Source organism: Bacillus alkalicellulosilyticus (genome assembly GCF_002019795.1).
GTDB lineage: Bacteria > Bacillota > Bacilli > Bacillales > Bacillaceae_F > Bacillus_AO > Bacillus_AO alkalicellulosilyticum.
In genome coordinates, this window is record NZ_KV917381.1 from 1413656 (window position 1) to 1435227 (window position 21572).

Below are 21572 nucleotides of genomic sequence, written 5' to 3' on the forward strand. Positions count from 1 at the left end.
CGGATACAAACTTAATAAAGCTTGGTGATGGTAATCGATGGGAACACGTATCCATGATGATAAACTAGAATTAATCCGTAAATCCTCAGATATAGTTGAAGTCATCAGTGATTATGTTCAGTTAAAGAAACAAGGAAGAAATTATGTTGGGCTTTGTCCTTTTCATGGAGAAAAGACGCCTTCTTTTTCAGTTTCGTCTGAAAAACAATTGTACCATTGTTTTGGCTGTGGAGTAGGAGGAAATGTTTTTTCCTTTGTAAAGGAAATTGAGGGGTATACCTTTATAGAAGCTGTCAAAAAGCTTTCTGAAAGAGCCAATATTCCGTTACCTGAGCTTGATGATGTCACAGCAAGTAAAACTGATGAACAACAGGAAATGGCAAGAGGACATGATTTAGCTGCAAAGTTTTATAATCACATTCTTCTTAATGTGAATTCGGGTAAAGTAGGACTCGATTATCTTTATAAGCGTGGATTTACTAAGGATATGATTGACACTTTTCAACTTGGCTTTGCTCCAGATAGTTGGGATAGTCTATTGAATTTCTTAGATAAACGAAAATGTGACCCAAAGATAATGGAACAAGGTGGATTACTTTCTATCAGGGATTTTGACCAAAAGTATTATGACCGCTTCCGAAACCGTGTCATGTTCCCGATATGGGATAGTCAAGGTCAGGTTATTGCCTTTGGAGGACGTACGTTAGGGGATGGAAAACCAAAGTACCTTAACAGTTCAGAAACAAAAATATTCTCAAAAAGTAAAACGCTTTATGGTTTACACTTGGCAAGGCCACATATTCGTAAGGAGAATTTGGCAGTTCTTTTTGAAGGATATGTGGATGTGATTGCAGCTTGGGGAGCAGGTGTACCTAATGGAGTTGCTACGTTAGGAACGTCGTTAACAGAACAACAAGCTAAAATTATCCGTCGTAACGCAGAAAATGTTGTAGTTTGTTATGACAGTGATGAGGCAGGAGTTCAAGCTGCTTTTAGAGCGGCTAGCATAATGGAAGCGCTCGGAGCTTATGTGAGGGTGGCCACTTTACCAGAGTCATTGGACCCCGATGATTTCATTCAAAAATATGGTGCGGAACGATTTAAAACGGATGTAATAGGGGCAAGCTTAACATTGATGGCTTTTAAGATGCAATATCTTCGAAGAGGCAAAAACCTTCAAGATGAAGGAGAACGAATGCGTTACATCGAAGAAGTACTAAAAGAGATAGCTTTGTTGCCAAGACCGGTTGAACGTGATCATTACTTACGACAAATAGCTGAAGAGTTTTCATTATCTCTTGATGCATTAAAACAGGAACAACATCAAGCCTTTCGTGCCCAAAAATCTTCGAACAATCCGAAGACAGAACAGCAGAAGCAAACCGAACCAAAGCGCAAGAGCTTTGAAAAAAAGAAGTTGCTACCAGCCTTTCATAAAGCTGAGCAGATTTTATTGGCTCACATGATGAAGGATGCTGATATATCTGATACAGTACAACAACGCATTGGTGGCCAATTTAATGTCGATGAATATCAAGCAATAGCAGCATATTTGTATGCTTTCTATGCGGAGGGGCATTATCCAGACCCCGCTCAGTTTATCCAACAGATAAAAGATGAGCGACTAGTAACTCTCGCAACAGAAATTGCAATGATGGACATTTCTGATGAAATATCAGGCAAAGAACTTGATGATTATTTAAGAAAGATTGAAAACTATCCGAAATGGGTAGAAATAGAACAAAAGGAAATAGAGAAAAAAGAGGCTGAAAAACGCAAAGATGTGTTATTAGCAGCTCAGATCGGTATGGAAATTATAAAAATGACACAAGAGTTAAAGCGATAAAAAAACAAGCAGTAGTGTTGTGATCAATGGAAGGAGGGGATCGAATGGCTGAGAAACCATTGCGCCCTTTGGCTGAAGGAGATTTGTCAATCGATCAAGTGAAAGAACAATTAGTTGAGTTAGGTAAAAAAAGAGGGGTATTGACGTTTAACGAAATTACAGAGAAACTTTCTGTGTTTGACCAAGACTCTGACCAAATCGATGAGTTTTTTGAATACCTCGGAGAACAAGGCATCGAAATTTTAAACGAAACCGATGATGCGCCTAATATTCAACAGCTTGGCAAGGAAGAAGAAGAATTTGATTTAAATGATTTAAGTGTCCCACCTGGGATAAAAATCAATGACCCTGTTCGTATGTACTTAAAAGAAATAGGTCGAGTTCCTCTTCTATCAGCAGAAGAAGAAATAAATCTTGCTAAACGTATTGAAGACGGTGACGAAGAAGCAAAGCGAAGACTAGCTGAAGCCAATCTGCGACTTGTTGTTAGTATTGCTAAACGCTATGTGGGTCGAGGCATGTTATTTCTTGATTTAATTCAAGAAGGAAACATGGGTTTAATTAAAGCAGTTGAAAAATTTGATTACTCAAAAGGGTATAAATTTAGTACGTATGCAACTTGGTGGATACGTCAAGCGATTACAAGAGCGATTGCGGACCAAGCGAGAACAATTCGTATTCCTGTTCATATGGTTGAGACAATAAATAAGTTAATTCGTGTTCAACGCCAACTTTTACAGGATTTAGGCCGTGAACCGACGCCTGAGGAAGTTTCAGAAGAAATGGACTTAACTCCTGATAAAGTCCGAGAAATCTTGAAGATTGCCCAAGAACCTGTTTCTCTTGAAACACCAATTGGGGAAGAGGATGACTCTCACTTAGGAGATTTCATTGAAGACCAAGAAGCGTTAGCACCATCTGATGCAGCTGCTTATGAGCTTTTAAAGGAGCAACTTGAGGATGTCTTAGACACACTAACTGACCGTGAAGAAAATGTGTTACGACTCCGTTTTGGTTTGGATGATGGGCGTACACGAACTCTAGAAGAGGTTGGAAAAGTCTTTGGTGTAACTCGTGAACGAATTCGCCAAATTGAAGCAAAAGCATTGCGTAAGCTTCGACACCCGAGTCGAAGTAAACGCCTTAAAGATTTCTTAGAATAAGTTTCAAGAAAACAGGTTTACTTCAAGTTATTGAAGTAGGCCTTTTTTATTTTGTAGACTTTCATTTTAAAATAAAGAAAAGGAACATTTTAGTTAACTTAGTCTATGTTGCAACCGATATAAAGGTTACTACCAGTTGGAGGCTCATTTCATGAACCAAGAACGTAAGAAAATAATAATTAATGAAATTAAATATTGGAACCAATCAAAGTTACTTCCTAAGCAGTATTGTGATTTTCTCTTATCTCTCTATTCAGAAGGAGAAGAAAGCTTTGAACCAACATCTCAGAAAAAAGTATCAATAGCAATGAAACAACTATATGGGTTATCTCTTCTATCGCTCTTGTTGTTTTTTATTTCGTTTGTTGTCATTCATTTTACTGATTTTTCGTTAGCAATGCAAATTGCATTTGTCGTTATAGTGGTAGGAATAATGACTTATCTTTCGATGAAACTCAACAATAAAAGTCGGATGCTCGCTCAATTATCTTTTTTGTTAAGTAGTATTCTTATATTTCTTTGGTCCGTACAAACCACAGATTTGATATTTCAAGGGAATGAAATTGCAATGTCAATTACGATTCTGTTATCATGTATAGCATGGGTGCTAGTTGGACTAAAATGGAGTATGATTTATTTTCTATTTGCTGGAATTGCTAGTGTTTTGTTTTTATTATTTTTTCTTTTGTTCTAGTTGTCAATGGCTGGGTAAAGTTTTGTTCAAACAATTGACAAAAATAGCAATTCTCACGTTAACTCTTTCCTCTTTTTCTGTTTTCAAGTAAAATATAGAGGGTATTCGTTTAAAAGTGGAAAATGAAGCTACAAGTACTAGGTATTGGTTTGTTATGACCATACTATTGTTACGAAAAAGTACATACTCCTAGTAGAAATTTAGCAGTAACTGTTTTCCAGATTTTATTGTAAAGGGGGATATACACATGAAAGGACAACCACTACTTCCATTTGGGATTATCGCAATCGTAGGTTTACTTCTTATAGTTTCACTTTCATTCATTGGCTTAAATCAAGGAGCTCATGATGGAGATGAAGTAGAAGAAGAACCAATTTCGATTGATGACCCAATTGCTGCAGGGGAAGATCTTACAAGTCGTTCATGCATTGGCTGTCATGGCGGAGACTTACAAGGTATCGGAGGCAACCCAGCAATTAATGACCTTGCAGGTAAATATACTGAAGAGGAGATTGCAGGGATTATAACTGGTGGAATTGGTGCAATGCCAGCACAAGGCCATTTACAAGAAGTTGAAGCAGAGGCGATTGCTGCCTACTTACTATCAATTTCACAATAATTGGGTATAAAGAGAGCAAAGACTGCTCTCTTTTTTATTTGACGAAAAGATCCTTGCTACGAGTGAAGCCATTGCAAGACATTACTACATGTTCAACTATTTGCGTGACTTCTATGGGCATGAACTATTCTTGCACCATCTAAAAATGAAAGCTATGATAGATAGGAAGAAAAACAATGAGGTAGTGAGGATACATAATGAATGAAAATAAACTTTCTAAACGCTTAGAACGTGTCGCTAGTTTTGTTCCGAACGGAAGTAGTCTTGCTGACATAGGCTCGGACCATGCGTATCTTCCATGCTATTTGTGCATTGAGGGAAAAATAACAAAGGCAATAGCTGGTGAGGTAAATGAAGGGCCTTTTCAATCTGCAAAGAGTCAAGTAGAAAAAAGCGGGCTTTCAAATAAGATTACAGTACGAAAAGGTGATGGGTTAGAGGTAGTCTCTCCTGGAGAAATTGATGTTGTCACAATCTGTGGAATGGGAGGGGCACTCATAACTGACATTCTTGATGCAGGAATTAAAAAACTTGAAGGTGTGTCTACGTTAATTTTGCAACCTAATGTAGGCGCTGATAAAATTCGGAGATGGCTTAGACGTCATCAGTGGGAACTAGTTGAAGAAGAAATTCTAGAAGAAGATGATAAGGTATATGAAATATTAGTGGCACAAAATGGTAATGGTGATACTCCATATACGAATGATGATGAAATTGAATTACTACTTGGTCCCTTTCTAATGAAACAGAAAAATCAGGCATTTATTAAGAAATGGAAAAGTGAGCTGGTGAGTTGGAATTTGATATTGGCACAATTTGACCAGGCGAAACAGACAAAAGAAGTCATTCAAAAACGAGATGACTTACAAAGAAAAATCAATGAAGTTGAGGAGGTTCTTGCAGATGAGTAAGGTGGCAAATGGCCAAGCGATTATTCAAGCGTTTGAAGCATGGTCTCCTAAATCGCTTGCAGTTGAAGGGGATAAAAATGGTCTAATGATAGGAACATTACAAAAACCAATACATAAAGTATTGGTTACGTTAGATGTACTTGAAGAAGTAATTGATGAAGCGATTGCGAATGAAGTAGATTTAATCATTGCCCATCATCCCTTACTTTTTCGTCCATTGAAACAAATAAATACGGATAAAACGTATGGAAAAATTATTGAAAAAGCAATTAAACATAACATCACGATTTATGCTGCCCATACCAACCTTGATGTAGCAAAAGGCGGCGTAAATGATATGATGGCTGATGCAATTGGGTTAAGTAATGTAGAAGTATTAGCTCCTACGACAGAAGTTCAGTTAAAAAAACTGGTAGTGTTCGTACCAGAATCCGATGCAACTCAAGTGAGAGACGCACTAGGAAGAGCTGGAGCGGGTCATATCGGAAATTACAGTCATTGTTCTTTTAGTGGCCATGGTGTCGGAAGATTTAAGCCTGAGGAAGGATCAGACCCCTTTATCGGTGAACAAGGGAAACTTGAAGAAGTTTCGGAAATAAAGCTGGAGACCATTTTTCCGGCCCCGTTACAAAAAAAGATAATCGCGGCAATGATAAAAGCACACCCATATGAAGAGCCAGCATTTGATATTTATCCGTTAGACAATCCAGGGGAAATTCTAGGACTAGGAAGAGTAGGTTATTTACAAGAGGAAATGACACTTCATGAATTTGGGATGCATGTCAAAAAAGTGTTTGATGTAAAAGGTGCTCGAGTTGTAGGGAACCTGGAGGATAAAGTTAAAAAAGTGGCTGTCTTAGGTGGAGATGGTAATAAATACATGAATCAAGCGATTTTTAAAGGAGCAGATGTTTTCGTAACGGGAGATGTCTATTATCATGTTGCACATGATGCAATGATGGATGGGCTCCGTATCGTTGATCCAGGACATAATGTTGAAAAAATTATGAAAGAAGGGGTTAAAAACTTTTTAACCTCATTTATTGAAGAAAACAAATACGATACTAAAGTTATTGTCTCAACTATCAACACTGACCCATTTACATTTATATAAAAAGGCTTTGACAATAGGTTGTTTATCATAATTAAAGGCACTGAAAAAGTTAGGTTTTTTAACTTTTTCAGTGCCTTCGTTTACCTTTTGTCCCGGCCTTTTTTACATAGGAATGTTATTTAGACTTCACTTTTGGTAAAATTTTATCTAACGTTACAGTCCGTTCAATCTTCCAAGTTGTTTCATCTTTCGGGTCATATTTTTCTAAAAATGAAATCACTTCTTTGGTAATTGGTGTTGGGGTAGAAGCACCCGATGTTACACCAACAATCTCAACATCTTGTAACCATTCTAATTGAAGCTCACTTACATCACCGATACGATAGGCTTTCGTTCCTGCTATTTGTTCAGAGACTTGAGCTAACCGGTTTGAATTATTACTTTTAGGGTCTCCTACAACGATGACCAAGTCTGCTTCTTTAGCTTGTTCAGCCACGGCTTCCTGACGCACTTGTGTAGCTAAGCATATTTCATTATGAACTTCAGCATGAGGATATTTCTTCATTGCTTGTTTCATAATTTCAGAGACATCCCACTGACTCATTGTTGTTTGGTTTGTTATAATAATCTTTTCCGAAGTGAGTGTGAGTTGGTTGACATCATCAACCGATTGAACGAGATGAACAATTTCAGGGGCCACCCCGATAGCGCCTTCAGGTTCTGGGTGTCCCTTCTTCCCAACATATATTACCTGATACCCTTCTTCCTTTTTTTCACGAATCAGGTCATGGGTTCTAGTCACATCAGGGCATGTTGCATCAACGACCGTTAGTCCCTTTTCTCGAGCAAGTTTTCTGACTTCAGGTGAAACCCCATGTGCTGTAAATATAACCGTTCCCGTGTCTACTTGTTTGATAATTTCGAGCCTGTTAGGACCATCTAATGAAATGATACCATCTTCTTCAAAGGCATCCGTGACATGTTTATTGTGAACGATCATCCCTAAAATATAAATCGGTCTTGGTAAGTCTAAGTTTGCTGCAGCTTGTCTAGCCAGTACCATGGCATCGACGACGCCATAGCAGTACCCTCTTGGGGAAATTTTCATGACTTTCATAGCCGTCCTCCTACTTTGAAAAAAAATCATCTTTGCCCCCATTATAAAGGAGGAGAACAATTGTTACAAACATTAATAATTAAGGTTAAATATATAGCTTAGGTGCAGGGATGCCATTAATGGTTTTTTTTGGAGGAGCGGCTTTCGTTGACTTAGGACGTTCAGCCTTTTTGTTAGTTGAATTCTTTGACTTATGTTTTGCTCTAGGCTTTGGCTTAGATTTAGGTTTATTTTCCTCAGAAACGTTTGTGACTTCTGTGACTTCTGTAACTTCTGCTTCTTGTATATCAGCAGAAGCTTGATTTTCTTCAGTTGTGGTACTGTCTTCTGAATTGCTACTAGCTGCACTTGACAACATCTTGTATAAAGCGGGAACATTTTTCAGGAATGGTCCATATTGTTGAACCATCGGTGTCACTTGTTGCACTACACCGATGATGCGTTGCGTATTATTAATCATTGACATAATATTTAAACCAGAACCAGCACTAGAACTAGCCGCACTTGCTGCTGAACCTACTGCACCTGCAGCATTAGCTCCTCCACCTAATCCGGACATAGCACCACCACCAAATAATCTTGCTAACAAACCGCCCCCTTGGGGAGCCATTGTTGAGAATTGGCCAGCTTGAGCAGGTAGTTGATGCATGAGAGGAGCTCCGAAAGATGCCGCATTCTGGAGTGGAGACATGGGTGGAAACATAGTTGTCATCCTTTCATCCAAAATATCATTTTCTAAGATTAGGTATATGCTGTGACAGACAAAATGGTGATCGAACCTCGGTATTAATTAGCTACACAAGCCAAAACCAAAAAAAGAACCCCACTTTTTTTTATCTTAAAAAGAGGGTAAAAAGGAAAAACCACCTTTTTACGTTGCCAAAACCAAAAAAAGAACCCCACTTTTTTTGGTTTTGGCTCATACTATGATAAAATGGACAAACAATGTATTGAAAGTAGGAGAAGGATATGAGTAATTCAAATTTTGAACGTTTTGATGTTAAACCTTTTTTAATCGAATCATTAACGGCACAGGGCTTTAAGTTACCTACGGAAATTCAAGAAAGGCTAATCCCTGCGATTCGCTCGGGTAAGGACGTTATCGGGCAGTCACAAACGGGTTCTGGGAAGACATTAGCTTTTTTAATTCCTATTCTTGATGGTTTAGATGTAGACAGACCAGAGGTACAAGCTGTTATCACAGCACCTACGAGAGAGTTAGCTTCGCAAATTTTTGATGAAATGCAAAAACTTCTTGAAAAAGAAGAGGAACAAAAGATTGTTGCCCGTCTTCTTGTTGGAGGAACGGATAGATTACGTACGATTGGAAAATTGAAAAATCAACCGCATATCATTGTTGGAACACCTGGACGAATCAATGATTTGGTGAAAGAACAAGCATTATTACTTCATACTGCGACAACTTTAGTTGTTGATGAAGCGGACCAAATGCTTGATATGGGTTTTATTGAAGATGTTGATAAAACGGCTTCAAGGATGGCAGAGAATATACAAATGCTTGTCTTTTCTGCAACGATTCCTGAAAAACTGCAGCCGTTCTTAAAGAAATATATGAACCAGCCACGGCATGTTCATGTTGAACCAAAACATTTAACAGCGACGACGATAGAACATCGATTAATTCCACTTCGTCATCGCAATAAAATAGAATTAACAATTAGTATTGTACAATTGTTAAATCCCTACCTAGCGCTTATTTTTACGAATACGAAAGAAAACGCTGACGAACTAGTAGGAGCGATGATTTCAAAAGGACTTAATGCTGACGCTATTCACGGAGGATTGCTTCCGAGACAGCGAAAGCAAGTCATGAAACAAGTGAAAGAAGGCAAAATTCAGTATGTCGTTTGTACTGATTTAGCTGCTCGTGGACTTGATATTAAAGGGGTAAGCCACGTTATTAATTTTGAGCTACCTAAAGACTTAGATTTTTATGTTCATCGTGTTGGTAGAACAGCAAGAGCTGGAGAGAGCGGTATTGCCGTTACAGTTTATGAAGATGCAGACCAACTCGCGATCCAAAAACTGATGAAACGAGGCGTCGACTTTTCTTTTGCCGATGTAAAAAAAGGGGAATGGGTTACGATAGAAAAACCTCGATTCGGTTCAAAAGATCCACGAACTAAAAGAGCAACGGTTCAAGGTGGCATGGGTGCAGCAAAAAGCAAACCGAAAAAAGTAAAGCCTGGCTATAAAAAGAAAGCACGTTGGGCTCAAGAAAAATTAGAACGTAGACAGAGAAGACTAAACAAAAGAAAGTAAGTGAAGGGAGAGAGGGAAACATGTTATTAGGTTCTCATGTTTCAATGAGTGGGAAAAAGATGCTTTTAGCTTCAAGCGAAGAAGCGATTTCATATGGAGCCAATACATTTATGATTTATACAGGTGCTCCTCAAAATACAAGAAGAAAAGCGATTGAAGATTTGAACATTGCCGAAGGAATCGCTCATATGAAGGAAAACGGTATTACTGATATCATTGTTCACGCTCCTTACATTATCAACATTGGTAATACAGAGAAAAAGGAGACTTTTGAACTTGGCGTCAACTTCTTACGTTCCGAGATTGAACGAACCGATGCGCTTGGAGCCAAGCAAATCGTTCTTCATCCTGGGGCACATGTAGGTGCTGGTGCTGAAAAAGGGATAGAGAAAATTATTGAGGGATTAAATGAGGTCTTGGAGAAAGATCAGCATGTTCATATTGCACTAGAAACGATGGCAGGTAAGGGAACAGAATGTGGTCGAAATTTTGAAGAAATAGCTAAAATCATTGAGGGTGTAACACACAATGAAAAGATATCAGTTTGCTTTGATACTTGTCATACTCATGATGCTGGTTATAATATTGTAGATGATTTTGATGGAGTTCTAGAAGAGTTCGACAATATCATTGGCATTGACCGTTTACAAGTATTACATGTGAATGATAGTAAAAATGAGAGTGGTGCTCGAAAAGACCGACATGAAAATATCGGGTTTGGACACATTGGATTTAAAGCATTACATTATATCGTTCACCACCCACAGTTAATTCACGTTCCTAAAATCTTAGAAACTCCGTTTATTGGGGAAGATAAAAACTCGAAGAAAGCACCGTATAAACACGAAATTGTGATGTTAAAGGAAGGTTCATTTAACGAGAAGTTAAAAGAAGAGATTATCCTCATATAAAAAAAGAAGGGTGCAGCCAAAGAGCCTTATTACAGAGCTATTGGAGGCATCCTTCTTTTATCTTGAAATAGGACTTACAATTGGTTTAAGTAATGTCCATATTGCTGTAGTAATTGAGATACAACATTTGAAACGTGTGGATCAACTTCGTTTTTTAACCTAGAGATAATTCGTTGAACCTGTTGTTGATTTGTTACATCAATATTTTCAGACTTTAATACAGTCATCACTTGGGTGGCTTGGTCTGGTGTTAAAGAAATGTTATGTTGTTGAGCCAATCCTAGTAATTCTTGCTTCGTTAATGAGTTTACTTTCATGTTAACCATTTGGATAATAACTGGATTCATGAGATCACTCCTAATTAAAATGATATAACCATTGTATGACTATGTTGTAATTTGGTGACTAATTTCTAGAGAATAAGAAGGAAGTTTGCATTCTTTGTGGAATTTATATCCAAGGCAGATTATTTTGTAACATTTTTAGGGGGACAGTATGCTGATACATAACACAAACAAAATAATGAGTCACAATGCAGAGCGCAAGCAACAAGAACAGATAGTTGTGGATACTAGCAACTCGAATCCTTGTTCATTACAAATTTCACCTTCATATGATACGACTCAATTATGGGAAGAGATAGATATCCCAATTGTAATAATGGATTATTCTTTTCAAATACAAAATGTAAATAGCGCTTTTCTTCAACTTTTTAATATTAAACGAATTCAATTTGAAGAAATAAGAAATCAACCGATATTCGAGTTTTCTCAATTACCAGAACCAGATAAATTAAAATTGCTTTGCACTAGAGTTAAACAATTAAATAAAACAGAACAGATAGAAGTGGAAAACGATGATTTTTCATTACGACTAAAGCTCTCCAACCAAGGGCAATCATTTTTTCTTCATCTATATGATATATCTATCCAAAATCAGTATGAGGAGTTAATTACATATAAGCATCAAATGGAAGCGGTTGCTCAGCTTTCTGCAAGTGTGGCTCATGAATTAAGAAATCCCTTGGCAGTGATTAGCGGTTTTTTACAACTAGCTAAATTAACGAATAAGTTTGAGGATTATTATCAAACGATTACTTCGGAACTTACTCGTATGAATGGGATAATTGATGACTTCCTTTCAGTCTCACGGAGAAAAGCAAAAAAGGAAGTTGTATCCCCTGTACAACTAATGAATTCAATCATTGACATAATTAAACCTGAATGTATTTTACACGATGTAACTTTTACATATCATTTTGAAGAAACAAACGGAAAGGTCCAAGTAAATGAGGCAATGATAAAACAGGTAATATTAAATTTGGTTAGAAACTCAATAGAGGCTTATGAAGAAAATCAAGACAACAAGACCTTTATCATAAAGATGTTTAATAAAGGTGAAGAATATGTAATAAAAATAAATGATAATGGTTTAGGTATGCCGGAACAAGTATTAGAACAGTTAGGAAAACCATTCTTTACGACAAAAGAAAAAGGGACTGGTGTTGGTATTCCGTTATGTAAAAAAATCGTGGAGGACCATGGCGGGAGCTTTACCGTTTCAAGCCAACTTAATAGAGGAACAGAAGTGACGATTACCATACCATTTGCTTAAAAATAGTGACGGTAACGCTCATGCCCAGAGGCAGGATCAAAAGGTGAAACACCCTTTTGTCCTGGCCTCTTTTTTTGATTAAACCAAACGATGAAGAATAAAAGAAAATGGTTTACAAATTTCACCTCGCCTCATATAATTGGATATAGGATAAAAAGTTTCCCTAAGGAAACTTTTTCACCATTAACCTATCTTTCACATACTATGAGTAACGTCAATGGAGTTACTCTTCTGTCTCTTTTATATAGTTTGCTATTTTTGGAAAAAAGGAGGAGTTGCAGTGGGGAACGTATTACAAGTATCAAATTTATCTGTCTATTATGATAACTTTAAAGCGATTGAAAATATCTCCTTTACAAGCGAAGCTGGTAACCTTATTGGGGTTATTGGTCCAAATGGGGCGGGTAAATCAACAATGCTCAAAGCCATTTTAGGGCTAGAACGATCGATAGCTGATCAAGTAACTATTTTTGATAAACCAATTAAAAAGGTAAGAAAACAAATTGCCTATGTACCTCAGCGAAACGAAATTGATTGGGATTTTCCAGTCCTAGTTGAAGATGTTGTGATGATGGGTAGATTCGTTCATATTCCATGGTTTAAAAGACCGTCTAATATAGATAAAGAGGTGGTTCTTACTTCTTTAGAAAAGGTAGGAATGGAAGACTTTCGTAAAAAACAAATCGGAGAATTATCTGGTGGTCAGCAACAGCGAGTCTTTATTGCTAGAGCTTTGGCACAAGAAGCAGATTTATTTTTCTTAGATGAGCCGTTTGTTGGAATTGATATTACTTCAGAAGAGATCATAGTTGATATTTTAAAAGATTTAAAAGAAAACCATAAAACGGTCTTTGTCGTTCACCATGATTTAAGTAAGGTTGAACAATACTTTGACCAAATTATGTTAGTAAATAAAGAATTAATTGCCTATGGAAACGTAAAGGATACATTTACATTAGATTTATTAGGCAAAACGTATAAAGGCCAGATTAAAATGTTTCAAAATAAGGACCAGATGATGGTGGTGAGTAACTAATGTTACAAATTGCAAATTTTATAGATCAAGTTATGAGATACCCTTATTTGCAACAAGCATTGACTGCTGCTGTATTAGTGGGAATCATTTGTGGTGTCATCGGGTGTTTCATTATTCTTCGCGGTATGGCTTTAATGGGTGACGCAATCTCGCATGCTGTTCTCCCTGGCGTTGTTATCGCGTATATGCTTGGTTCTAGCTTTTTTATAGGTGCAGTCGTTACAGGAGTCATTACGGCACTAGCAATCGGGTATGTGTCTCAAAACAGTAGGATTAAGGACGATTCTGCGATAGGGATAATGTTTACGGCTGCATTTGCGTTGGGGATTGTAATGATAACCGGGTTACGAGGGACAGGTGTAGATTTGTGGCATATTCTTTTTGGGAATGTTCTTGCTGTTTCCAGAAATGATTTATGGATGACATTTGGGATTGGGGCATTTGTTTTATTGGTTATCTTTATCTTTTACCGCCCATTGTTACTTAGTACATTTGATCCGATTGTTGCCAAAGGCGTTGGGATTCCAGTGAAGTTAATTCACTACTTATTAATGTTATTGTTGTCACTTGTTACAGTGGCATCATTACAAACGGTAGGTATTATCCTTGTTGTAGCTATGTTAATTACACCAGGAGCAACAGCGTATTTATTAACAGAGAGACTACCAATCATGCTTACTCTATCAGCCATAATTGGGGCTGTGTCAGCAGTAGTTGGGATATATTTTTCGGTTGTTTATGACGTAGCCTCAGGAGCATCGATTGTATTAGTAGCTTCCGTCCTTTTCGCATTAGCCTTTTTCTTCTCACCCAAACACGGAGTTCTCATCAAAATGTGGAGAACACGATACCAACAGTAGAGGGCGACTCAACAGGTCGCCATTTACCTGTTGAGTCGCCCTCAAGGACAATGAGCGACCGCTACTCAGTAGGTGAGAGGAGTGAATTTCTCCTCACACCAGTAGCGAAAGAGCCATTGGCCTAAAAATAAACAACAGGTCGCCCTTTACCTGTTGAGTTGCCTTCAGGGGACACAGAAGCCTCTATTTCTTTAAAATGGGGCTTTTTTCGGTTGGTACGGACTCAGGATCCCTTATTTACCTAAGGAGATGTGGATTTCGCTTGTTTTTACTCAGTTAAGGGCGCTTGTGTCCGTTACCTCAAATAAATACAAAAAAAACGTATAATAAGGAATCGTCTGTCCTTTAGGGATTGACAATGTCGCTTTTTATTCCTCTTCATTTCCTTGAGCAGCTATATCATAAAAAACTAATTGACTTTGGACGGGTTGGTTTGTTGTTTTTCGTTCAATGTACTGATATTTTCCTGTTTTATCTTGGATACGGGCCTTCATATTATCAGCTAATGTTATATCTAGAATTTCTTTTATCCTGTCTTTAATTCGAGGACTATAGACGGGAAAGAGAATTTCAATTCGTTTTTCCATATTACGGGTCATCCAATCTGCGGATGATAAATATATTTTATTCTGACCATGATGATGGAAATAGAAAATACGACTATGCTCTAAAAATCGGTCAACAATGCTGATTACTCTGATTGTATCACTTACTCCTTTTATGCCAGGACGTAAACAACATGTACCTCGTACGATTAAATCAATTTTCACCCCAGCTTGAGAGGCTTCATATAGCTTCAAAATAATCGGTTTATCTGTTAGAGAATTCATTTTTGCGATGATTCGACCATCACCATGGTTTTTGTGATAATCGATTTCTTGTTCAATTAATTCAAGAAACGTATCACGTATTTGATAAGGTGCGGTTGAGATATGATTCCATGTGGGTTTTTCACTATATCCACTTAAATAATTAAAAAAATTGGTGGCGTCTATCCCAAACCCTTCGTCGGAAGTTAATAAGCCCATATCAGTATATAGTTTTGCTGTTGAATCATTATAGTTACCTGTACCTAAATGGACAAAGCGTTGGATTTTTTCATTTTCATGGCGAACAATTAAAGAAATTTTACTATGAGTTTTAAGGCCTGTAATTCCATAAATCACATGAACTCCGGCTTTTTCAAGCTTCTTCGCCCACTGTATATTGTTTTCCTCATCGAATCGAGCCTTTAACTCTAAGAGAACCGTTACTTGTTTTCCGTTTTCAGCAGCACGGGCAAGTGAGCTTACAATCGGAGAATCTCCGCTTACTCGATATAACGTTTGCTTAATCGCTAGGACGTTTGGGTCCTCCGCTGCTAATGAAAGAAAATCAACGATAGGTTGAAATGATTCATAGGGATGGTGAAGGAAAATGTCCTTTTTTAAGATAGCCCGAAAGATATTTTCTTCACCACGTAAGTCCTCTGGAGGCTGTGGGATTAACGTCTCATTTGTAAGGTGTTCAAATTCTTGAACTAAATTTCCATATAATTTAAATAAGAATGATAAGTCAAGTGGACCTTTAAATGAATAAACATCGTTCTTATGGACCTCTAATACATCTAAGAGTAGATTTAAGACTTTTTGTTCCATAAGTCCATCTTGCATTTCAAGTCTAACAGCGGAGCCCCATTTACGCTTTTTCAACTCTTTTTCAATTTCTAGTAATAAATCGCGTGCACCTTCCTCATGAATTGTTAAGTCAGCATTACGCGTGATTCTAAATGGCGAAACCGACTGAACGGTGTATCCTGAAAACAGTTGTCCAATAAAATAACTAATTACATTTTCTAACAATACAAACTGTTTCTTACTTGAGCTAGAAGGTAGAACTATATATCTTGTTAACACGCTTGGTACTTGAACAATAGCTAACTGTTCATTTTTGTTTCCATGCTTCTTTAAGACAACAGCGAGATTTAAGCTCTTGTTTAACAGCATCGGGAATGGACGATAGGCATCGACAGCCATTGGTGTTAACACAGGAAAAATATAATTGGTAAAGCGATCCTGTAAGAAATCCAACTGGGAATTGTTCAGCTCATCCATTTCAAGAAACTGAATCCCTTCATGATAGAGCATAGGTAAAAGGGTTTCTGTGTACATGTTATCTTGTAACCGAACAAGCAATTGTGTATGTTCAGATATTTTCTTCAATTGCTGTTTTGGTGTTAATCCGGATTTATTCTCGGGACGATTAAATCCGGCTTTCACTTGATCTTTAAGACCAGCTACACGAACCATAAAAAATTCATCTAAATTGGAACTGAAAATGGCCAAAAATTTTAATCGTTCCATTAAAGGGTTTCTTTCATCAATGGCCTCTTCAAGGACACGTTCATTAAAAGCTAACCAACTAAGTTCTCGGTTGTTATAAAAAGTAGGGTCGTTTAAATCAACAAACGGCTTTTCATTTAGATTTTCCATTATAATCAACCTTCCTGCTTGTAAATCCTAAAGTTCAAGAACTAAAATCATTTTAACAGTTTTATGTAAATTTTATGTAAAATTAATATGAAGTAGAAGAGGTTTGTTGGAATTCTAATGAAATCTTTGCTTGGATCGCTTTTTCAATATGTTTTTTATACTTGTTTGCAAGCTGTTCTTCAAACACACTATCTTGAAGACAAGTAACGTGCAAGAGGATATCTGTCTCTTTGCCGTTTTTGACTTTTACTTTATGAACAACATTTCTTCTTGTTCGATTTAAGGCAAATGATAATTTCAAAATCGCCCCTAACAGTTCGAATTGCTTTACATCTTCCTTGGTAAGTAATTGAGAAAATGATTCAGCATGACGGTATAGAGAAGAGCGTGATTTAAATGATGCAATTAAGGCTAATGCTAGACGTTCTCGATGAGTTAGTCCATCAATAGATAAATTGGTTAATACATAAAAGGTATGTTCGCTACTCGCTTCACTAGTAATGAACTCACCAATATACAAAACTCGAGAGCTATATTTAAGTAATTTTATATCTTCCTCTGCATTTCGCATTTCTGTGAGATAAGGTGTAAGTTGCTTATAGATTTTTTTCGCTAGCGTACCAACTTGTTTTACATGTTCAATGTTCATTTCAAAGGCATGGGTTAATTGATAAAAACTTTCTTCTGCTACATTTGGGAAATGTTCAAGACCAAGCTGAGATAATACTTCTTCATAAAAAATGCCATCACGTAATCCCTTATTACTCATCGTAAACGAAGGTGCATTCGTAAAGTTTACTAATGTTAAAATAGCTTGTACAGCAGGAATAATAATGTCAGTACGGTCTTTTGATAACCCATCGATGTTATGTCGCTCATCAATGGAAAAAGAGCGTAGTTTATCTTGAACGCTAATAATTCCTTCTTTTGATAATTGATATTGATGTAGACCAGCTAACGGATATCCAACCATACGCTGATGAATTAAAGAAAGATTTCGAGCACTACCACCAATTCCAATGACAGGGAGACCACAATTTTTTAGCCATGGCAAACTCTCAAATTGAGAAATAAGGTATGATGTTAATTTTTCAATTTGGTCATCAGAAGGGTCACCGGAATCTAAAAGTTGTTGTAATGTAATGGCACCAAAGGGAAAACTCTCAAAGTGAACCATTTCACGGTCTTTAAAAAGAGTAACTTCAGTACTCCCGCCACCAATGTCTATTGTAATTCCTTCCTGAAGATTGGTTGAATTAACAACGGCTAAATAACCATAGTGAGCTTCTTCATAACCCGAGAGAACACGAAAGCTAAGGCCTGTTTGCTCTTGGATTGCAGTGATAATTTCATTTTGGTTTATTGCTTTGCGGACAGCAGCAGTAGCTACTCCTGTAATTTTCTCAACTTTATGAAAGTCTATTATTTCTTTAAATTGCTTTAGTGTAGTTAGGATGACTTGAATCCCTTGTTTTGAGATTTTTCCATCTGGAGTAAAATGACTACTTAAGCGGGCTACCACCTTGAAATTATATAGTTGTTTATAATACCCATTTTTATAGAGTTTATTAATGACTAGTCTTATTGAGTTAGAACCCATGTCAATAATTGCTACTTTTTTTTCTTCCATGTCTTCACGTCCTGGCATAATGAGATTTTCTACATTATATAATGTTAACCAATAATTTGCATGGATATAATAATACAAACAGTTGGACAAAAAAATAGAAACCCTTATAATAAAGAAAGAATTAAAAATCGGAATTGTTCTTATTTGTTGGAGGAGAATTGTAATGAGTACAAAAGCAATCGAAATCCATAATTTATCTTTTCATTATGGATCTCGAAATGTGTTAGAAAATATTAACTTGGAAATAGAAAGAGGCGCATTTTTAGGATTAGTTGGTCCTAACGGCTCTGGGAAGTCTACATTAATTAAGTGTATGTTAGGTCTACTGCAAGCCCAACAGGGGTCTATTAAACTTTTTGGGGAACCAATAGAGAAATTAAAACAAAGAGACAGAATTGGGTTTGTTTCACAAAAAGCAAATAGTTTTAACAGTGGCTTTCCTGCTACGGTATTTGAAGTAGTATCGATGGGTTTATATGCTAAGGTTGGGATGTTTAGGTTTTTAACAAAAAGCCATAAAGAAAAAGTAAAAGAAGCGATTGATAGCGTTGAAATGTCTGACTATATGTACGAGAACATCGGTGAACTTTCGGGAGGACAACAACAACGTGTGTTTATTGCAAGAGCGCTTGTGAGTGACCCAGAACTTTTAATTTTAGATGAACCTACTGTTGGGGTGGATATGAAGTCCGCAAAAAACTTTTACGGGATGTTAAGTCATTTAAATAAATGTAGAAGGCTAACACTCCTACTTGTGACACACGACATTGGAGCAATGACAGACCATGTTACAGATGTAGCCTGTCTCAATAAAGTCATTCACTTTCATGGGAATACAAAAGATTTTGAAAACAACCACGATTTATCAGCATTTTATGGACATGATGTTCAATTACTCACTCACCATCACGACCATTAGTATGGGGGATTTTTTTTCATGATAGAAGTTTTTTTTAGATATGAATTTTTACAAAACGCGTTTTTTACGGGGATTATGATTGGTTTTTTAGCTCCTTTGTTAGGGGTTTTTCTTGTTGTTCGGAGACTGTCCTTGATTGCAGATGCTCTTTCTCATGTTACCTTAACAGGCATTGCGTTTAGTTTATTACTTGGAAAGCATTATGTTTTTTTTCAAGCACTAAATCCGTTGTATATGGGTATTGCATTTTCAGTAGGTGGATCGCTTCTAATTGAAAGGCTTCGCTCTATCTATAAATACTACCAAGAGTTAGCCATTCCTATTATATTGTCAAGCAGTATTGGTATTGGAGTTGTGTTCATTTCGTTAGCCAACGGATTTAATAATGACCTCTTTAATTATTTGTTTGGGAGTGTGATAGCTGTTAGCCGTTCCGATCTCTGGACGATTCTGATCATTACGATTGTTGTTACGATTGTTATAATCTTACTATACAAAGAATTGTTCTTCTTGGCATTTGATGAGGAACAAGCGACTGTATTAGGAATCAAAAAAAATATGTTGCATTTTATTTTTATCGTCATTGTTGCCCTTGTTATAGCCGCTTCGATGCGAGTGGTAGGGATTTTATTAGTTTCCGCTTTAATGACTTTGCCAGTGGCTGCAAGTATGAGATTAGCCAAAGGATTTAAGCAAATGTTTGTTTATGCCATCATTTTTGGAGAGATTTCTGTAATAATTGGGTTAGTCAGTGCCTTTCATTTAGATGTTGCCCCAGGAGGCACTATCGTCATCATTTCAGTTCTTATTTTGCTTGGTGTCATGAGCTATGATTGGTTTCGTGGCAAATTATATCAAAGCAAAAGCTCTCGCAATAAGACTCGAGAGACTAAGGTGGGGTAATTATGTTAGAATGGATGTTACAATTAACTTTTATTGAAAGAGGAATAGTTGCTGCAATTCTTATTGGCATTGTTTGTCCACTATTAGGAGCGTTCTTGCTCGTACGAAGAATTTCTATTATTACTGAATCATTATCCCATATCACATTAACTGGAATCTCAGCTGGAGTTTTGCTGATGCAATTTACAGCTTTCTCTATACAACCGTTATATTTCGGGTTTTTATTTGCTTTACTATCTTCGTTATTACTTGAAAAGTTAAGACAAATCTATTCCCATTATCAGGAGCTTGCGGTTCCAATTGTATTATCAACAGGAGTAGGGCTAAGTGCGATATTCATTAGTTTGTCAACCGGAAATACAAATGAGTGGTTCGCTTATTTATTTGGAAGCGTGCTAAGTGTGACTGTTCAAGATTTATATTTTATGATTGTTACTACTTTGTTAGTAGTTATTGTCATTGTTTCTTTTTATAAGGAATTTGTTGCTATCTCATTTGACCAAGAGTTTGCTACGGTCTCGGGATTACGTATCAAAAATCTAAACTTTATATTTACCGTTTTAGTAGCTTTAGTTATTGCGATTGCCATGAAGGTCGTTGGGATTTTACTTGTAGGGGCCATGATCGTTCTCCCTGCAGCCGCCGCAATCCGGGTTGCAAAAAGTTTTAAACAAATGGTCTTTTACTCCATTCTTTTTGGTGAGATTTCCATGTTCAGTGGGATTTATTTATCCTATCATGCCAATATTGCCACTGGTGGTGGAATTGTACTAGCTGCAACAGTGTTAGTCGTAGTAATGATTTTATTCACATCGTTTACGCGTAAGGTGGAAAGGGGACAAGGAGTATGAATGTAACACAAGCCTTAGAAATATTAAAAAACAAGGGCTATAAGCACACAGGGAAACGAGAAGAAATGATCAAACTTTTCGCTGATGAAAAGAGGTACCTTTCAGCAAGAGATGTGTTAGAAAATATGAATAGTGATTATCCAGGGTTAAGTTTTGATACCATTTATCGCAATCTTTCCTTATTTGTGGAACTTGATATTTTAGAGGCAACAGAACTTGAAGGAGAAAAGCGCTTTCGCTTTAGCTGTTCAACGAAACATCATCACCACCATTTAATTTGTATGACATGTGGAAAAACCGAAGAGGTTCATGATTGTCCGATGGAAGCGTTGCAGATTAATACAAAAGGCTTTCATGTGATTGGTCATAAGTTCGAAGTGTATGGGTATTGTAATCAATGTAGCCAGTAGAGCTTATAGCGTAGAAGAGGGTGGAGAAAAGGGTTAACAACCATTTCCCCACCCTTTTATTTATTATTATCTGTGTTCTATTAAATCAATTACACCCAAAACGACATGGGCTAACCCAAAGCCTACAATGGTATTGGCCATCATTTTATTTGTGCCAATTTTTTGTTTCATTGCCAAGCCCGTTGCAGTAACCGCTGTTCCTAATACAGTTGGAATAAATCCTTCACGTGTCATCATATGAAAATCTTCCCCCTACTTCGGAATGTGGGACTTTGTTGCC

21 protein-coding genes are annotated in these 21572 nt (G+C 37.0%); 15 read left to right on the forward strand and 6 right to left on the reverse strand.

From position 1 onward, the window contains the following. Window positions 1–37 precede the first annotated feature (37 nt). From dnaG to BK585_RS07190, 6 genes are all read left to right on the forward strand, one after another. On the forward strand, window positions 38–1846 hold the full coding sequence (gene dnaG / locus BK585_RS07165) for a DNA primase (protein ID WP_078552791.1): 1809 nt from the start codon (window positions 38–40) through the stop codon (window positions 1844–1846). A gap of 44 nt (window positions 1847–1890) precedes the next feature. Next, a complete protein-coding gene (rpoD, locus tag BK585_RS07170; protein ID WP_078552792.1) occupies window positions 1891–3009 on the forward strand; it encodes an RNA polymerase sigma factor RpoD in 1119 nt (372 codons plus the stop codon). Between the two features lie 151 nt (window positions 3010–3160). Further along, on the forward strand, window positions 3161–3703 hold the full coding sequence (locus tag BK585_RS07175) for a hypothetical protein (RefSeq protein ID WP_078552793.1): 543 nt from the start codon (window positions 3161–3163) through the stop codon (window positions 3701–3703). 247 nt (window positions 3704–3950) lie between these two features. Continuing rightward, entirely contained in the window at window positions 3951–4322 is a 372-nt protein-coding gene (locus BK585_RS07180) for a c-type cytochrome (protein WP_078552794.1), read from the forward strand. 197 nt (window positions 4323–4519) lie between these two features. After that, window positions 4520–5233: a tRNA (adenine(22)-N(1))-methyltransferase gene (locus BK585_RS07185; protein WP_078552795.1), complete on the forward strand. Its 714-nt coding sequence runs from the start codon at window positions 4520–4522 to the stop codon at window positions 5231–5233. Then, entirely contained in the window at window positions 5226–6347 is a 1122-nt protein-coding gene (locus BK585_RS07190) for a Nif3-like dinuclear metal center hexameric protein (protein WP_078552796.1), read from the forward strand. The genes BK585_RS07185 and BK585_RS07190 overlap by 8 nt, the downstream gene beginning before the upstream one ends. Window positions 6348–6462: 115 nt before the next feature. Here BK585_RS07190 and BK585_RS07195 read toward each other — a convergent pair whose 3' ends face one another. After that, the gene (locus tag BK585_RS07195) at window positions 6463–7404 is read right to left on the reverse strand and encodes a 4-hydroxy-3-methylbut-2-enyl diphosphate reductase (protein WP_078552797.1); all 942 of its coding nucleotides are present in this window, start codon (window positions 7402–7404) and stop codon (window positions 6463–6465) included. 85 nt (window positions 7405–7489) lie between these two features. Further along, on the reverse strand, window positions 7490–8053 hold the full coding sequence (vrrA, locus tag BK585_RS07200) for a VrrA/YqfQ family protein (protein WP_170885500.1): 564 nt from the start codon (window positions 8051–8053) through the stop codon (window positions 7490–7492). A gap of 320 nt (window positions 8054–8373) precedes the next feature. On the opposite strand from vrrA, the gene BK585_RS07205 reads away from it, so the two are divergent. Further along, complete coding sequence (locus BK585_RS07205; protein WP_078552799.1) at window positions 8374–9687, forward strand: DEAD/DEAH box helicase; 1314 nt, start codon at window positions 8374–8376, stop codon at window positions 9685–9687. A gap of 20 nt (window positions 9688–9707) precedes the next feature. Next, window positions 9708–10598 (forward strand): deoxyribonuclease IV, encoded by an 891-nt coding sequence (locus tag BK585_RS07210; RefSeq protein WP_078552800.1) that lies wholly within the window; start codon window positions 9708–9710, stop codon window positions 10596–10598. Between the two features lie 74 nt (window positions 10599–10672). On the opposite strand, the gene BK585_RS07215 is transcribed toward BK585_RS07210, so the two are convergent. After that, a complete protein-coding gene (locus BK585_RS07215) occupies window positions 10673–10945 on the reverse strand; it encodes a DUF2624 family protein (RefSeq protein ID WP_078552801.1) in 273 nt (90 codons plus the stop codon). A 148-nt stretch (window positions 10946–11093) separates the two neighbouring features. Between BK585_RS07215 and BK585_RS07220 the strand changes: the two genes are divergently transcribed. The 3 genes from BK585_RS07220 to BK585_RS07230 all read left to right on the forward strand — a co-directional run bounded on the left by BK585_RS07220 (window position 11094) and on the right by BK585_RS07230 (window position 14108). Continuing rightward, entirely contained in the window at window positions 11094–12212 is a 1119-nt protein-coding gene (locus BK585_RS07220; protein WP_078552802.1) for a two-component system sensor histidine kinase NtrB, read from the forward strand. Between the two features lie 280 nt (window positions 12213–12492). Then, a complete protein-coding gene (locus BK585_RS07225; protein ID WP_139367512.1) occupies window positions 12493–13248 on the forward strand; it encodes a metal ABC transporter ATP-binding protein in 756 nt (251 codons plus the stop codon). After that, a complete protein-coding gene (locus tag BK585_RS07230) occupies window positions 13248–14108 on the forward strand; it encodes a metal ABC transporter permease (RefSeq protein WP_078552804.1) in 861 nt (286 codons plus the stop codon). Before BK585_RS07225 ends, BK585_RS07230 begins: the two co-directional genes overlap by 1 nt. 368 nt (window positions 14109–14476) lie before the next feature. Here the strand turns inward: BK585_RS07230 and BK585_RS07235 are convergent, their stop codons facing one another. Both BK585_RS07235 and BK585_RS07240 read right to left on the reverse strand, forming a co-directional pair. Continuing rightward, entirely contained in the window at window positions 14477–16579 is a 2103-nt protein-coding gene (locus tag BK585_RS07235; protein ID WP_078552805.1) for an RNA degradosome polyphosphate kinase, read from the reverse strand. 82 nt (window positions 16580–16661) lie between these two features. Continuing rightward, on the reverse strand, window positions 16662–18209 hold the full coding sequence (locus tag BK585_RS07240) for a Ppx/GppA phosphatase family protein (RefSeq protein ID WP_078552806.1): 1548 nt from the start codon (window positions 18207–18209) through the stop codon (window positions 16662–16664). Between the two features lie 163 nt (window positions 18210–18372). Here BK585_RS07240 and BK585_RS07245 point away from each other — a divergent pair, with 163 nt between their 5' ends. From BK585_RS07245 to BK585_RS07260, 4 genes are read left to right on the forward strand one after another with little or no spacing between them, the layout of a single operon-like run. After that, window positions 18373–19128, forward strand: coding sequence for a metal ABC transporter ATP-binding protein (locus BK585_RS07245; protein WP_078552807.1), 756 nt, complete (start codon window positions 18373–18375; stop codon window positions 19126–19128). Between the two features lie 18 nt (window positions 19129–19146). Continuing rightward, window positions 19147–20031 carry a metal ABC transporter permease gene (locus tag BK585_RS07250; protein WP_078552808.1) on the forward strand — a complete coding sequence of 295 codons (885 nt, stop codon included), beginning with the start codon at window positions 19147–19149 and terminating at the stop codon, window positions 20029–20031. Between the two features lie 2 nt (window positions 20032–20033). Further along, the gene (locus BK585_RS07255) at window positions 20034–20882 is read left to right on the forward strand and encodes a metal ABC transporter permease (protein WP_078552809.1); all 849 of its coding nucleotides are present in this window, start codon (window positions 20034–20036) and stop codon (window positions 20880–20882) included. Continuing rightward, on the forward strand, window positions 20879–21292 hold the full coding sequence (locus BK585_RS07260) for a Fur family transcriptional regulator (RefSeq protein ID WP_078552810.1): 414 nt from the start codon (window positions 20879–20881) through the stop codon (window positions 21290–21292). The genes BK585_RS07255 and BK585_RS07260 overlap by 4 nt, the downstream gene beginning before the upstream one ends. Window positions 21293–21358: 66 nt before the next feature. Here the strand turns inward: BK585_RS07260 and BK585_RS07265 are convergent, their stop codons facing one another. Then, entirely contained in the window at window positions 21359–21529 is a 171-nt protein-coding gene (locus BK585_RS07265) for an asparagine synthase (protein WP_078552811.1), read from the reverse strand. Window positions 21530–21572 lie beyond the last annotated feature (43 nt).

Excerpts from the sequence above, each read along its gene's own strand:
- BK585_RS07265 (WP_078552811.1), bottom strand. The coding sequence starts at position 21,529 with ATGATGACACGTGAAGGATTTATTCCAACTGTATTAGGAACAGCGGTT.
- BK585_RS07260 (WP_078552810.1), top strand. The coding sequence starts at position 20,879 with ATGAATGTAACACAAGCCTTAGAAATATTAAAAAACAAGGGCTATAAG.
- BK585_RS07240 (WP_078552806.1), bottom strand. The coding sequence starts at position 18,209 with ATGGAAGAAAAAAAAGTAGCAATTATTGACATGGGTTCTAACTCAATA.
- BK585_RS07180 (WP_078552794.1), top strand. The coding sequence starts at position 3,951 with ATGAAAGGACAACCACTACTTCCATTTGGGATTATCGCAATCGTAGGT.
- BK585_RS07190 (WP_078552796.1), top strand. The coding sequence starts at position 5,226 with ATGAGTAAGGTGGCAAATGGCCAAGCGATTATTCAAGCGTTTGAAGCA.
- BK585_RS07235 (WP_078552805.1), bottom strand. The coding sequence starts at position 16,579 with ATGGAAAATCTAAATGAAAAGCCGTTTGTTGATTTAAACGACCCTACT.
- BK585_RS07255 (WP_078552809.1), top strand. The coding sequence starts at position 20,034 with ATGTTAGAATGGATGTTACAATTAACTTTTATTGAAAGAGGAATAGTT.
- dnaG (WP_078552791.1), top strand. The coding sequence starts at position 38 with ATGGGAACACGTATCCATGATGATAAACTAGAATTAATCCGTAAATCC.
- BK585_RS07215 (WP_078552801.1), bottom strand. The coding sequence starts at position 10,945 with ATGAATCCAGTTATTATCCAAATGGTTAACATGAAAGTAAACTCATTA.
- BK585_RS07250 (WP_078552808.1), top strand. The coding sequence starts at position 19,147 with ATGATAGAAGTTTTTTTTAGATATGAATTTTTACAAAACGCGTTTTTT.
- BK585_RS07185 (WP_078552795.1), top strand. The coding sequence starts at position 4,520 with ATGAATGAAAATAAACTTTCTAAACGCTTAGAACGTGTCGCTAGTTTT.
- BK585_RS07220 (WP_078552802.1), top strand. The coding sequence starts at position 11,094 with ATGCTGATACATAACACAAACAAAATAATGAGTCACAATGCAGAGCGC.
- BK585_RS07175 (WP_078552793.1), top strand. The coding sequence starts at position 3,161 with ATGAACCAAGAACGTAAGAAAATAATAATTAATGAAATTAAATATTGG.
- BK585_RS07205 (WP_078552799.1), top strand. The coding sequence starts at position 8,374 with ATGAGTAATTCAAATTTTGAACGTTTTGATGTTAAACCTTTTTTAATC.
- BK585_RS07245 (WP_078552807.1), top strand. The coding sequence starts at position 18,373 with ATGAGTACAAAAGCAATCGAAATCCATAATTTATCTTTTCATTATGGA.
- BK585_RS07195 (WP_078552797.1), bottom strand. The coding sequence starts at position 7,404 with ATGAAAGTCATGAAAATTTCCCCAAGAGGGTACTGCTATGGCGTCGTC.
- BK585_RS07230 (WP_078552804.1), top strand. The coding sequence starts at position 13,248 with ATGTTACAAATTGCAAATTTTATAGATCAAGTTATGAGATACCCTTAT.
- BK585_RS07210 (WP_078552800.1), top strand. The coding sequence starts at position 9,708 with ATGTTATTAGGTTCTCATGTTTCAATGAGTGGGAAAAAGATGCTTTTA.
- vrrA (WP_170885500.1), bottom strand. The coding sequence starts at position 8,053 with ATGCATCAACTACCTGCTCAAGCTGGCCAATTCTCAACAATGGCTCCC.
- rpoD (WP_078552792.1), top strand. The coding sequence starts at position 1,891 with ATGGCTGAGAAACCATTGCGCCCTTTGGCTGAAGGAGATTTGTCAATC.